The sequence below is a fragment of the Haemophilus parainfluenzae ATCC 33392 genome (assembly GCF_031191205.1).
In the GTDB taxonomy this organism is placed as follows: Bacteria; Pseudomonadota; Gammaproteobacteria; order Enterobacterales; family Pasteurellaceae; genus Haemophilus_D; species Haemophilus_D parainfluenzae.
This window is the reverse complement of the sequence record NZ_CP133470.1, coordinates 1542771-1555756: the sequence shown is the minus strand read 5'-3', so window position 1 is coordinate 1555756 and position 12986 is coordinate 1542771. Positions and strand designations below refer to the sequence as shown.

Below are 12986 nucleotides of genomic sequence, written 5' to 3'. Positions count from 1 at the left end.
AATAAAATGAATTAATCTGGGTAAATATCTTCCCCGTCTTTTCGGGTACGAAGAAGCTGTAAAATCCAGACATATTGTTCGGGGGTTGGTGTAACAAAATATTCAATTTCCTCGTTCATCGCACGGGCTGATTGCTCAGGATCGTCGCTTAATTGCATCGGTGGGCGAATTTCCATTTCATACTTGCCATTCTTAGCGTTATAGCGTGGGAACATCGGAATAACTACTGCTTTCGCTAATTTTGCCATTTTGTTTAACCCAGAAAGCGTGGCTTTATAAGTGGCAAAGAAATCCACAAAGACACTTTGCTCGGCACCAAAATCTTCATCAGGAAGATAATACCCCATTTGACCTTGTTTGATGTGTGCTAAAAACGGCTTAATACCATTTTGGCGAGCATGCATTTTCCCGCCAAAACGTTGACGCGCTAAAGTCCATAACCAGTCCACCAATGGATTTCGGTGCGGGTTATACATTGACGTCATTGGCATGCCGTGTGTATGCAAAATAATACCTGAGGCATCAATCGCCCAACCATGTGGGACCATCAAAATGATGTTATGCCCTTCTGCTTTGGCTTGCTTGATATGCTCAATGCCAATGAATTCGCTACGTTTTTGTAAATGTTTTTTAGAACGAATGGCAATTTCGCCAATACCAAGCATTACTTGCGCGACGGTGACAAACATCTCTTCAATCACTTTGTTACGTTGCTCATCCGTCCAATCTGGAAAACAGAGTTTCAAATTAATCTCAGCACGAATGCGTGGCTTACCAATTTTTTTCGTCAGTGCACGCGCCAGTTTCTCAGCCATTTTATCTCGTAAACGAAATGGCACAAAAGCGAGTAACAAAAGCACAAAAATACCGAGCCAAATGCCCCAATTTTTCGGATGCAAATATGACCATGAAAAATGTGGTTCATAGCCTGTTCGTGCCGTAATACGTAATTTTTTCTGAGAGTCTGTCATAATCAATCGTTAAAAATGAAACCAACCTTGATCATACGCCATTTTTATCGTCATGATAAATGACATAATCACCACCATCGGTCTGATCAGTTGTTTGCCTTTTGCCATCACCATTTTAGCCCCTAAATTGGCACCTATCAGGCTTCCTGCCATCATGACTAACCCAACGGTCCAAATCACATGACCACCAATAAAGAAGAAAATTAATGAAGCAAAATTAGAGGTTAAATTCATCACTTTGGTATGCGCAGTCGCTTTAGTGAGGTTAAATCCAAGTAACGTCACACAAGCCAGATTCATTAATGAACCCGTCCCTGGTCCGAAAAAGCCGTCATAAAAACCCAGTAATGAACCAAAACATAACGCAAAAACAGCGTAAGAAATTCGTTGTTTACGATCACTTTCACCCAATTTAGGCGTAAATAAAAAGTATAAGCCGATCGCTAAAATGAGAAATGGAAGCCCTTTTTTAATTAATGATGCATCTAAATTTTGTATGAGTAACGTACCAATCACCGAGCCGATAAAAATCACCAGTAAGATGAAAGAAAACTCCGGTAAATTGACCGCTCTTTTACGCAGAAAGTAAATACTTGCCGACAATGCACCGCCGAATGCTTGTAATTTATTCGTGCCTAATGCCATTGCTGGTGGCATACCTGTCATTAATAAGGCAGGGATTGTAATTAAGCCTCCGCCACCCGCTATCGCATCAATAAATGCGGCAATAAAGGCAGCAGCAAAAAGCATGGCTAATATATCAATCCCCAACTCCATGATTTAACTCCTACTCTAACCATTCGCTACTATTTGGCGAACTCAACACTTGTTGGCACAAGAACGGTTCTGGCGGTGTCACTTTTGGTTTAGAAGAGCCTGAACCTGGTTTTGCCGGTTCAAACCAAGAATAAAGCTCATCGCCACATCCATCACCTGCGGGTACCGGTGCTTGATCTTCACAATAAGCGGCATCTTTAGGACAAACGATACGCACGTGGAAATGTGAATCATGTCCAAACCATGGGCGAATTTTATGCAACCAAGCACGATCGTCTCCCGCAGTTTGACAAAGTTTTAATTTAATCGCGGGGTTCACAAAAATACGCGTGACTTTGGGATCTTGCGCTGCCAGTTTAATTAAGGTGGCGTGATTGTTATTCCACACATTTTCATCAACACGTTGTGTTTGACGATTCACCACAAGTAAGCCTTTTCCATCTGAATTTAGTGCTTCACTGTCTGTCATTGTGCCCATACGCAACCAAATATCCGCATCTAACCCCATTTGATGGCTTGCATGCCCCGTTAAAAAGCGCCCACCACCCGGCATGGCAATATCTCCCACTAACATCGTTGGTAAGCCTGCAGACTTCGCTTTTTGCCCAAGACGCTGTAAATAGGCAATCATATCCGGATGACCATAATAGCGATTTTTATTCATACGAATAACTTGATAGCCCTCACCTTTATAAGGCAATGGCTCCGCCCCGATAATACAACCATTCGAATAGCTACCAATTGGATTCGCTTTACCATCTGTTGCTGGAATTGGACGTTTAATACGTTGCCAATCTTGTGGCGAGGCCGTTGTTTGTAGCGAGAAAAAAACACTCCCTAAAACAACCGCACTTGAAAATAATTTTGCTAAAGATTTATTCATAAGATTTCCTAAAACGAATGACCTTATCTTCAATAAAAGAAAAAATAAACTTAATTTAAAAGAGTTATCTGCATTGCGCCTTAAAACGCAACAAATGATCGAGTAACACAATTGCGACCATGGCTTCTGCAATAGGGACTGCTCGGATACCTACACAAGGATCATGACGGCCTTTTGTTACCACTTCAACAGGATCGCCCGCTAAATTAATGGAACGACCTGGAATAGTGATACTAGACGTCGGTTTTAGTGCAATGGTCGCAATAATTAGCTGACCTGAGCTAATGCCCCCTAAAATACCGCCAGCATGGTTGCTTTCAAAACCATTTGGTGTCATTTCATCACGATGTTCACTGCCACGCTGTTCAACTACTGCAAAGCCGTCGCCTATCTCTACACCTTTAACGGCATTAATTCCCATTAACGCATGGGCTAAATCGGCATCAAGTCGATCAAAAACAGGCTCACCTAAACCAACAGGGACATTCTCTGCAATCACGGTTAGTTTTGCCCCAATCGAATCGCCTTCTTTTTTCAATTCACGGATTAATTCATCAAATTTTTCAACCGCACTTTCATCCGGACAGAAAAATGGATTACTATTCACTTTATCCCAATCAATTTTGCCGACAGTTTGTGGCGCAATCTTCACTTCGCCGATTTGGCTTAAAAAACCACGCACTTCAATGCCAAACTGCTCACGTAAATATTTCTTCGCAATCGCACCCGCAGCAACACGCATGGCAGTTTCACGGGCAGAAGAACGTCCACCACCACGATAATCACGGATGCCGTATTTTTGTTGATAGGTAAAATCTGCATGCCCTGGGCGGAAACGATCTTTAATATCACCATAATCTTGTGAACGTTGATCACCATTTTTAATGATCATTCCAATGCTGGTACCCGTTGTTTTACCTTCAAATACCCCAGATAAAATCTGTACTTCATCGTTTTCACGACGCGGTGTGGTATAGCGTGATGTACCGGGTTTACGACGATCTAAATCAGGTTGAATATCGGCTTCCGATAATTCAAGATTCGGTGGCACACCATCAACGATGCAGCCTAATGCAATACCATGTGATTCCCCAAAGGTTGTCACACGAAAAAGTTGTCCGATAGTATTCCCTGCCATATTTTCTCTCTTTAATTAATGATTTTGGGCTAATTTTGCCACATCAATAAATGGAATCTCTTCGCCAGTATCTTTATTTTTAATAAAGATATCTAATTGATTGAATGCAATATCAATATTATTTTCTGCAAATAACTCATTCACACGGCGATTGAGAGCATCAAGTGTATCATTTCTCTCAGATACTTGCCCTACATAAACACGTAATTCGTGATCTAATGTACTTGCCCCAAAGGTCAAGAATAATGCTCTTGGTTCTGGATCTTTTAAGACACTTGGTTGCTCATGCGCGGCTTGCAATAATAAGCGTTTCACTAAGTCTAAATCTGAACCATACGCCACACCAACGGAAACCACTAAACGAGTAACGGTATTAGATAATGCCCAGTTGATCACTTGACCTGTTACAAAAGATTTATTTGGCACAATCACTTCTTTTCGATCAGGATCAATCATAGTAATCGCACGAATGCGGATTTTCGCCACCGTACCTGTCACGCCATTAATTGTTACTGTATCGCCTACACGGATTGGACGTTCAAATAATAAAATGATACCCGAAACAAAGTTTGCAAAAATTTCTTGCATACCAAAACCGAGACCAACGGAAAGGGCTGCAAACAACCATTGTAATTTCGACCAAGACATCCCGAGTGTTGAGAATGCCCATGCTCCACCAACTGCAACAAAGATGTAGGTTAATAAGGTGGTAATGGTATAAGGTGTACCTTGTGAAAGTTTCACTCGAGAGAAGATTAATACTTCTAAAATACCCTGAATGTTACGCACCAAAATATAGGTAATCACGACAATGATTAATGCAACAATCAAGTTAAAGAGTGAAATCGTTTCTGTCACCACGCCCGCTTCAGTTGTTGAAGTTTGTTGCCACAAGGTAATATCACGCAAATAACTTACAACGGTCACTAAATCTGACCATACATAATAGAAGATGGCAAAAAGTGCGGTCCAAATAAAGAGATCGGCAAAGCGTAGTAACTGGCTACGCACTTCATTTAAGGCCAATCCCTCTTCTTGTTCGGTAATTACGACCACATCATCAGATGGTGAGCCATCATTTAAATCTTGTTGTTTTTGCTGGCGTTTCTCTTGTAAACGACGATAAGCTAAACGTCTTGATGCAACGGTGACGCCTCGATAAATTGTATGACGTACCAACGACCACACTACCCACGCAATGTAGGTATTAATAATATGCGTAATTAAATTTAAGGCGGTGTAATAATATCCTAAAGCAATTAGTGCAATTAAAATAACAGGGACCAATTGCAATAAAACGCGCATAATTTTTAAAAGCGTTCTATCACGCTGATCCGTTGCGCTTGAATTCAGCGATTTTTCTGTGCGAACGAAACGTGGCGCAATAATCACAATACAGAAAAGTAAGGCAACAATCGTATTAATTTCGCCGAGAACGTCATTCGCTAATCCGGTATCCATGACATTACTGAAAATCGACGTATTCAGTAATAACACAACGGAAACAATGATACGTTTTGTGACGTCTTGCAGAGCAATCGCACTCTCTTTAGAAAAACCGAAATGGCGCACTAAAATACCATTCGGACGAAGAATAGCTAAAACAAAACTAAAGAACCACCAATAGCCCGCCATACTGAGCGACCATTCCCAAAACTCTTGTGGATTTTTTACAAAGAAAAAGCCTAAAAGTTGGCAAGCTGCTAAAAACCAAAGGGTACCAGATAACGATAAAAGCGCCGTATAAAATAACGCAAGAGGCGTATGCCATTGGCTATCAGAACGAAGCGTATTAATTTCGCCATTAATCACGCTCAAACGTTGTTTAATCGATTCTTTAAATTTGAAAATCAACCCACCAATCACAAACAAAATAAAGACATAAGTGAGTAAATACGGCAAATTATCAAAGTTTGTTGGAAAACCTAATTTTTTACCAATACCATCAAATTGCGCTTTGAGTGACATTGGTAATTTCTTGAACCAATCAAGATTAATTGGATTATTACTTTTTACCCAGAAACTTTGTTGGTCAAGTTTAGACTGAATCTGATCGCTGATTTGAGTAATCTGTTGCTGCGTTAGTTCTAAGGAAATTGCTAAATTTAATTGGTTATTTAACGACTTTATTAAGTCAGATAAAACTTTACGACGTTCAATCAACAAATTAGTTAATTGTGTTTTTTCCGCCGGTGTAAAAGATTTATTTTCATCCTGCTCGACCTTACTGATATAGGCATCAATATCATAAAGCTCATTACGTTTCTGCGTAATATCGAAGATCTGTACACGCAAATCCGCAATTTGTTTTGAAAGGCCTTGAATATTTAAATTTGTCGGTAATTTTTGTTTTTGTTGCTGAATAATACGTGAAAGCACCAACGTACCTTGCAAAGCACTAATTTGCTCATCAATAGTACGCTGTGTCTGTGTTAAGTTATCCAACACATTTCGCATACGCAATTCATCTTGCGTTAAGGTATTTATTTTCTCAGTTTGTTCAAGTAAAGACTGACTAAGATGTGCATTCAAATCCAATTCTTTCTGAATCAAAGGATTTTTATCAATACTTTGGCTTTGTTGTTGTGCTTGCTCAACTTGATTTTGTGTTTTAGCCAAATTTTTCTGATTAATCACTTCTTGAATGGCGGCAATTTGTTTTTGTAGCGCTTGAACACGCGCATTCAATAATTCATATCGACTTTGATAAAGCACTGTCAACTGATCACTATTTTTTAATAGCACTTGATTATAGATATTTTTTAGCTCAATCAGTTGTAATTCAAGCTGAATTTGCTGTTTTAATAGTGAACTTGTCGTTGGATCAGCTAATTTCTGATTCAATTCTTGCGTACGTTTAACATTGTCTGTTAAGGCTGTTTGAGCACGTTCAGATACCGAGCTCTGCCCTACAAGTTGTGTATTCACCGCACTTAAGGCAGATTGGGCATCTTGTTGTTGATTGGTCAGTTTCTCAACCTGAGCCTGTAGATTAGCTAAGCTTTGTGAAGCATAATCGGTGTTACTTGGCGTGTTTAACTGTTTTTTAAGATTTTGAAGATCAGCATTATTCTTCTGAATTTCAGAATCTGCATCAATAAGCGTATCTTGCAAATCGTTATTATTTTTTTGCTGTGTTTGAATTTGTTGCAAGAAATCAAGCGAAGCCTGGATTGTCGCAATATTATTTGTCTTTTCATCACCATCCGGTAATTTTTGTGCATCAGCTAATTCACTTTTTAGTGTTTTTTCTGTCGGCAAATCAGCATTACTATTCTCTGCCCAAACAGGCTGAGAAAGCGACATTGTAAAAACAAATGAAAGACCAAGTGCGGTCAAAACACGAGAGATTTTTTTCATTAAACTAACTTTCCTATTGTTGCGACAGCCAATCGGCCAGTGCTTTGCGAGAAATCTTTATTGCCCCTTGGATTAAATTCGTCGGGAGTTCATAGTAGGCAATGGGTTGCTTAAATCGTTCCAATCGCCCTTGTAAAAAAACGTTGAGAGATTCAACCGCACTTTCATTAAATGAGGTATGAAATTCAACAATCGCGACAGGACGATGGCCAAATTCCTCATCATGTTTAGGTAAAACAAAGACTTGTTTCACCAAATCTGATTGTGCAATCACTTTTTCAATTTCTTCCGGCTGAATATTTTCACCACCGGAAATAAACATATTATCTAATCGGCCTTGAATGACTAATTCGTTATCGAGCCATTGACCTTTATCTTTGCTTTGGAACCAACCTTCAGCATTAGTAAGCGGGTCAACACACCCATCTCGCCAATATCCCATAGCAAGTCCGGCACCTTTTAGCCAAACTTCTTCATTCACTAACTTGAACTCTCGGCCAAGCAAAGGCTGTCCCACACCGATTTTTCCATCCGATTGTTTAGCGAATGCGGTAGAAGCCATTTCGGTCATACCATAACCTGAATAACTGCGAATCCCTAATTCACTTAACGCTTGGGTTAATTTTACGGGGATTTGTGTTCCACCCAATAATACCGCTTTAGTTTGGATAGATTGTGGATGTTCGGCCAAATAATCAAACCAACGCTGCAATTGCGTTGGCACGAGAGAAACATGGGAAACCTCACCAATAGATTGATAAAAATCTTCTTTCGGTAAAACTAAGGTTGCCCCTGCGTAAAGCCACCGCCACACAATGCCTTGTCCGGAAACATGATAAAGCGGCAAAGAAAGTAGCCATGATTGATCTTTGCCAAAATTCATTAAGGCACAAACGCCTTCTGCATTAGCTAAATGAGCAGACACATTATGCACCACCGCTTTAGGCAAACCAGTCGAGCCCGATGTTAATGTCATCGTTGCCGCTTTTGTAAAGTCAGCGTTATGTTCGGGTAATGCTTTAGTAGCTAAATAATGAATATCTTCGGCTTGATAACAAAAATCCACCCCATACACTTGGCACAATTCTTCTCTTTTTTCTTGAGGAAATGCAGGGTTGATACCTAAAATTTTTGCGCCTAGCTGAATAACGGCTAAATAAAGAAATAAGATCTGTTCTGAATTTTTACCACAAAAAGCAACCGCACTTTGCGCTGTCACACCTTGTTGTAAAAGAAAGGCTTCCACCTGATTAATTTTCTCAGCAAGTTCTGCCCAAGTAAAAGAATCGCCCTGCGAATTTCGCAACGCGACCTGATTTGCATACGCTGAATTTTGGGCAAATGCTTGCCAAGGGAATTTTTGCATTGACTTAGTTGCTAACGAAATAAGGGCGAACTTCGTCGATTAAATATTCCGGCAAATGCATAGACTGCATCGCCCCTTCTAACATCAACATTTTACGGCCACTATTGGTATTGGTAATCACCCAATATGGTGTATCTGGAATTTGTTTTGGTTTAGTATGATTACCCGCCACAAGCAACGTTCCTTCATCACGAGCAAAATACACACGAGTACGGCCTTGCAAGCTTTCGGTTGCCTGTGCAAAGCTTTCTGGATTGGTACGATAAAGCGTACGTAATATACTTAAAAAACGCACAACGGCTTTTGGCTCTTCTTTAAATTCAGCAGAATTCAAGAGTGCACGCACTTTATCAACAATGTGATTTATTGCTTCATCCGACTGTTTTTTCACTGCTTTTGGCGGTTCGACCGGTTCAACTTTTGGTTGAGATGCTTCGGTTGTTTTTTCCGCTAAAACAGGCTCAGAATGCACCGCACTTTTTGACGTTTCAGCTGACGCGACTGATTCAAAGGTATCAACCGAGCTTGTTGCGTGAATAGGTAAATTCAACAAACGGCGAAGAATATCAGACGCACTTTCTCCAATAGATTGAGTTTGTGCCGCAATGTATTGATATAATTCTTCATCGACTTCAATTATCTTCATTTTTTTCTCTCCGTTTGCTAAAATTTTCGTCCATTATAACGATTTCTAACCAAATTCTCACGCAAAATATATGTCATCTTCCCAATTATTAAACCATCAATTTCACCAAGCAAAACAATCAATTAATTCACCTACTTTAGTTTTCATTCACGGCTTGTTTGGGGATATGAATAATCTTGGTGTCATCGCGCGTGCATTTAGCGATAACTATAATATTTTGCGCGTAGATTTACGTAATCATGGGCATAGTTTTCATTCAGAAACAATGAATTACGATGTCATGGCTGATGATGTATGGCAACTTATCGATCATCTTCAATTAGATAAAGTGATTTTAATTGGTCATTCAATGGGCGGAAAAACAGCAATGAAAATGACCGCACTTCAACCGCAGCGTGTGGAAAAATTGATTGTTATTGATATTGCTCCAGTGGCTAATAGTAGTGCAGGACACGATGATGTGTTTCGTGGTTTATTTGCCGTTAAAAAAGCGCAGCCACAAACTCGTCAACAAGCTAAGCCTATTTTAGAAACTGAAATTGCCGATCCAAGTGTGGTGCAATTTATGTTGAAATCTTTTGAACCTACTTCAAGTGAATATTTTCGTTTCAATTTGACCGCACTTTTTGAACATTATGCAGAGCTAATGGATTGGCAAGAGATCTTTGCTAATACGCCTACTCTCTTCATCAAAGGCGGGCTTTCATCTTATATTAAACCTGAATATACAGAAACTATTCTTAAACAATTCCCGAATGCGACATCCTTTACCATTAATGGTTGTGGACACTGGGTTCACGCAGAAAAACCTGATTTTGTGATACGTGCGATTGATAGGTTTCTAAATAAGAATTAATCGTTTTAAATGAGAATTATTCTATTCAAATGAGAATTCATTTATGATATAGTTCGCACAAATTGTAGGGTTTTAGTCTCTCATCTTTATTTATTAACTAATTATATTTCAAAAGGAAAGAACGATGGCAGTTGTCGGTTTATTTTATGGTAGTGACACGGGTAATACAGAAAATATTGCAAAAATGATTCAAAAACAATTAGGCAATGAATTAGTTGATATTCGTGACATAGCAAAAAGCACGAAAGAAGATATCGAAGGTTATGATTTTTTACTTTTCGGTATTCCGACTTGGTACTACGGTGAAGCACAAGCAGATTGGGATGATTTCTTCCCAACCCTAGAAGAAATTGATTTTACTGACAAATTAGTGGGTATTTTTGGCTGTGGTGATCAGGAAGACTACGCTGATTATTTCTGCGATGCGATCGGTACAGTTCGTGATATCGTTGAACCACACGGTGCAATTATTGTCGGAAACTGGCCAACAGATGGTTATACCTTTGAATCATCAAAGGCACTATTAGATGATGGAAACTTTATCGGTTTATGTATTGATGAAGATCGTCAACCCGAACTCACTGCAGAACGTGTCGAGAAATGGACAAAACAGATCTATGATGAAATGTGTTTAGCAGAGTTAGCTTAACCATCTCTAATTTAACAAATTTAAGGGAATATTATGTCTGAAGAAAACATCAAATTACTCAAAAAAGCAGGGTTAAAAATTACTGAACCTCGACTCACTATCCTTGCATTGATGCAAGAGCACAAACATGAACATTTCTCAGCTGAAGAAGTGTATAAAATCTTGTTAGAACAAGGCAGTGATATTGGCCTTGCAACCGTATATCGAGTACTTAACCAATTTGATGAAGCGCATATCTTAATTCGTCATAATTTTGAAGGTAACAAGTCTGTTTTTGAACTTGCTCCAACAGAACACCACGATCACATTATCTGTGAAGATTGCGGTAAAGTATTTGAGTTTACTGATAATATTATCGAACAACGTCAAAAAGAAATCAGTGAACAACATGGCATCAAATTAAAAGCACACAGTTTATATCTCTACGGCAAATGTAGCGATATCAGCAAATGTGACGAGAAAAAATAATTCTTACTAAAAAACAAAAACCTTAGGCTAAAACCTAAGGTTTTTTATTCTCTCAACTAAAAGTACGGTCAAAATTAACCGCACTTTTGCGCACTAAGCCGCTGATTTAATAATCACTTTTGAGTCATCCCAGAAATCAACCGGTGCATTTACTACTGGTTTGATAATGCCCGCACGAATGGTAAAATCACCAAAGCCTTCGTTTGCATGACGCTCATTTGCCCAGCGGCCAATCAGAGTATCAAGTTCAGTGATAATTTCCGGAATCGTGATATTTTCTTTATAAAGACGTGGAATACGCACACCTTCACGATCCCCACCAATATGCAGATTGTAACGACCAATTGCTTTGCCCACTAAACCGATTTCCGCCAACATTGCGCGACCACAACCATTTGGACAACCGGTAATTCGCGTAACAATATAATCATCAGCCACATGATATTTCGCCATCACTTTATCCAGTTCATCAATAAAGCTTGGAAGAATTCGCTCTGATTCTGCCATCGCTAATGGACAGGTTGGGAAAGAAACGCAAGACATTGAGTTTTCACGTAATTTACTCACATCATCACGAATTAAACCGTAATCACGCGCAATTTGTTCAATTTGTGCTTTATCCTCTTCCGCTACATTTGCCACGATCAGATTTTGGTTGGCGGTGATACGAAAATCGCCCTTATGAATTTTGGCAATTTCCAATACCCCACTCAGTAATTTTTTCTCATCGTTATCCACCAAGCGGCCGCTTTCGATAAACAGGGTCAAATGCCAGTTGTTATCGATGCCTTTTACCCAACCAATACGATCGCCGCGTTCAGTAAATTTAAACGGATGAATCGGTTCAAATGGAATCCCCATACGACGTTCGACTTCGGCGCGGAAATTATCTAATCCCATGTTTTGAATGGTATAACGACTACGTGCATTTTTACGATCACTACGGTTACCAAAATCCCGTTGGGTTGTCACCACGGCTTCCGCTGCTTTTAAAGTGTATTCCAACGGCACATAACCCAGTTCAAGGGAAATATGCGGATAGGTTTTGGTATTGCCATGTTCAAGGGATAAACCACCGCCCACCAATACATTAAAACCAACCAAATTGCCGTTCTCGTCAGCAATCGCTACAAAATCTAAGTCATTTCCGTAACAATCCACATCATTGAGTGGTGGAATCACCACAGCTGTTTTAAATTTACGTGGCAAATAAGTTTTACCGAGAATCGGTTCTTCCTGTAAAAAATCATCGCTACTTTGGACTTTCTTACCATCAATCCATACATCTAAATATCCTCGTGTACGTGGTAACAGATGTTCTGAAATTTTCTTGGCATATTCATACGCCTGTTGGTGTAATGCCGATTCAATTGGATTGGAAGTACATAACACGTTACGGTTCATATCTGAAGCCGTAGCAATTGAGTCTAATCCCAGACTATGCAATAAACGATGCATGGTTTGTAATTGGCTTTTCGGCACACCGTGATATTGGAAAGTTTGACGATTGGTCAAACGAATCGAACGATAATAACTGTGTTCACGGGCGAATTTATCCAATTCAATCCATTGGAATGGTTTGATGATTCCCCCCGGTAAACGGCAACGTAACAGCATAAATTTCAACGGTTCGAGTTTTTCCTCTGCACGTTCGGCACGAATATCACGATCGTCTTGTTCATACATACCGTGGAAACGGATTAATTGAAAGTTATCCCCACGGAAACCACCGGTTAAGGAATCTTCTAAATCATCTAAAATGGTACCGCGTAAAAAGTTACTGTCGGTTTTTAAGCGTTCATTGTCAGAAAGCGGTTTCTCTTGCCATTCCAAGCCTTTTTGTTTGTTTTGCTCTGTCATTTTTTCACCCCA

General features: G+C 39.6%; 11 protein-coding genes. 3 read left to right on the top strand and 8 right to left on the bottom strand.

All coding sequences use genetic code 11. The features are described 5' to 3' along the window. Positions 1–11 precede the first annotated feature (11 nt). The 7 genes from lpxM to seqA all read right to left on the bottom strand — a co-directional run bounded on the left by lpxM (position 12) and on the right by seqA (position 9141). On the bottom strand, positions 12–971 hold the full coding sequence (gene lpxM / locus RDV53_RS07620; RefSeq protein WP_005695744.1) for a lauroyl-Kdo(2)-lipid IV(A) myristoyltransferase: 960 nt from the start codon (positions 969–971) through the stop codon (positions 12–14). Between the two features lie 9 nt (positions 972–980). Then, the gene (locus tag RDV53_RS07615) at positions 981–1748 is read right to left on the bottom strand and encodes a TSUP family transporter (protein WP_005695742.1); all 768 of its coding nucleotides are present in this window, start codon (positions 1746–1748) and stop codon (positions 981–983) included. Between the two features lie 10 nt (positions 1749–1758). Further along, positions 1759–2631, bottom strand: a complete 873-nt coding sequence (gene mepA / locus RDV53_RS07610; protein WP_005695740.1) for a penicillin-insensitive murein endopeptidase — start codon at positions 2629–2631, stop codon at positions 1759–1761. A 64-nt stretch (positions 2632–2695) separates the two neighbouring features. After that, entirely contained in the window at positions 2696–3769 is a 1074-nt protein-coding gene (aroC, locus tag RDV53_RS07605) for a chorismate synthase (protein ID WP_005695739.1), read from the bottom strand. 15 nt (positions 3770–3784) lie between these two features. Beyond that, positions 3785–7129: a mechanosensitive channel MscK gene (gene mscK / locus RDV53_RS07600; protein ID WP_005695738.1), complete on the bottom strand. Its 3345-nt coding sequence runs from the start codon at positions 7127–7129 to the stop codon at positions 3785–3787. Between the two features lie 13 nt (positions 7130–7142). Further along, a complete protein-coding gene (gene menE, locus RDV53_RS07595) occupies positions 7143–8495 on the bottom strand; it encodes an o-succinylbenzoate--CoA ligase (RefSeq protein WP_005695737.1) in 1353 nt (450 codons plus the stop codon). Positions 8496–8499: 4 nt separating this feature from the next. After that, complete coding sequence (seqA, locus tag RDV53_RS07590; protein ID WP_005695736.1) at positions 8500–9141, bottom strand: replication initiation negative regulator SeqA; 642 nt, start codon at positions 9139–9141, stop codon at positions 8500–8502. Between the two features lie 70 nt (positions 9142–9211). Here seqA and RDV53_RS07585 point away from each other — a divergent pair, with 70 nt between their 5' ends. From RDV53_RS07585 to fur, 3 genes are all read left to right on the top strand, one after another. Further along, a complete protein-coding gene (locus RDV53_RS07585; protein ID WP_005695735.1) occupies positions 9212–9997 on the top strand; it encodes an alpha/beta fold hydrolase in 786 nt (261 codons plus the stop codon). A 124-nt stretch (positions 9998–10121) separates the two neighbouring features. Beyond that, the gene (fldA, locus tag RDV53_RS07580) at positions 10122–10646 is read left to right on the top strand and encodes a flavodoxin FldA (protein WP_005695733.1); all 525 of its coding nucleotides are present in this window, start codon (positions 10122–10124) and stop codon (positions 10644–10646) included. 33 nt (positions 10647–10679) lie between these two features. Further along, on the top strand, positions 10680–11114 hold the full coding sequence (fur, locus tag RDV53_RS07575) for a ferric iron uptake transcriptional regulator (RefSeq protein ID WP_005695732.1): 435 nt from the start codon (positions 10680–10682) through the stop codon (positions 11112–11114). Between the two features lie 93 nt (positions 11115–11207). Here fur and cysI read toward each other — a convergent pair whose 3' ends face one another. After that, positions 11208–12974 carry an assimilatory sulfite reductase (NADPH) hemoprotein subunit gene (cysI, locus tag RDV53_RS07570; RefSeq protein WP_005695731.1) on the bottom strand — a complete coding sequence of 589 codons (1767 nt, stop codon included), beginning with the start codon at positions 12972–12974 and terminating at the stop codon, positions 11208–11210. Positions 12975–12986 lie beyond the last annotated feature (12 nt).

What these genes read in the sequence shown, in the direction of transcription:
- lpxM (WP_005695744.1), bottom strand. Translation starts at nt 971, where the DNA reads ATGACAGACTCTCAGAAAAAATTACGTATTACGGCACGAACAGGCTAT.
- RDV53_RS07615 (WP_005695742.1), bottom strand. Translation starts at nt 1,748, where the DNA reads ATGGAGTTGGGGATTGATATATTAGCCATGCTTTTTGCTGCTGCCTTT.
- mepA (WP_005695740.1), bottom strand. Translation starts at nt 2,631, where the DNA reads ATGAATAAATCTTTAGCAAAATTATTTTCAAGTGCGGTTGTTTTAGGG.
- aroC (WP_005695739.1), bottom strand. Translation starts at nt 3,769, where the DNA reads ATGGCAGGGAATACTATCGGACAACTTTTTCGTGTGACAACCTTTGGG.
- mscK (WP_005695738.1), bottom strand. Translation starts at nt 7,129, where the DNA reads ATGAAAAAAATCTCTCGTGTTTTGACCGCACTTGGTCTTTCATTTGTT.
- menE (WP_005695737.1), bottom strand. Translation starts at nt 8,495, where the DNA reads ATGCAAAAATTCCCTTGGCAAGCATTTGCCCAAAATTCAGCGTATGCA.
- seqA (WP_005695736.1), bottom strand. Translation starts at nt 9,141, where the DNA reads ATGAAGATAATTGAAGTCGATGAAGAATTATATCAATACATTGCGGCA.
- RDV53_RS07585 (WP_005695735.1), top strand. Translation starts at nt 9,212, where the DNA reads ATGTCATCTTCCCAATTATTAAACCATCAATTTCACCAAGCAAAACAA.
- fldA (WP_005695733.1), top strand. Translation starts at nt 10,122, where the DNA reads ATGGCAGTTGTCGGTTTATTTTATGGTAGTGACACGGGTAATACAGAA.
- fur (WP_005695732.1), top strand. Translation starts at nt 10,680, where the DNA reads ATGTCTGAAGAAAACATCAAATTACTCAAAAAAGCAGGGTTAAAAATT.
- cysI (WP_005695731.1), bottom strand. Translation starts at nt 12,974, where the DNA reads ATGACAGAGCAAAACAAACAAAAAGGCTTGGAATGGCAAGAGAAACCG.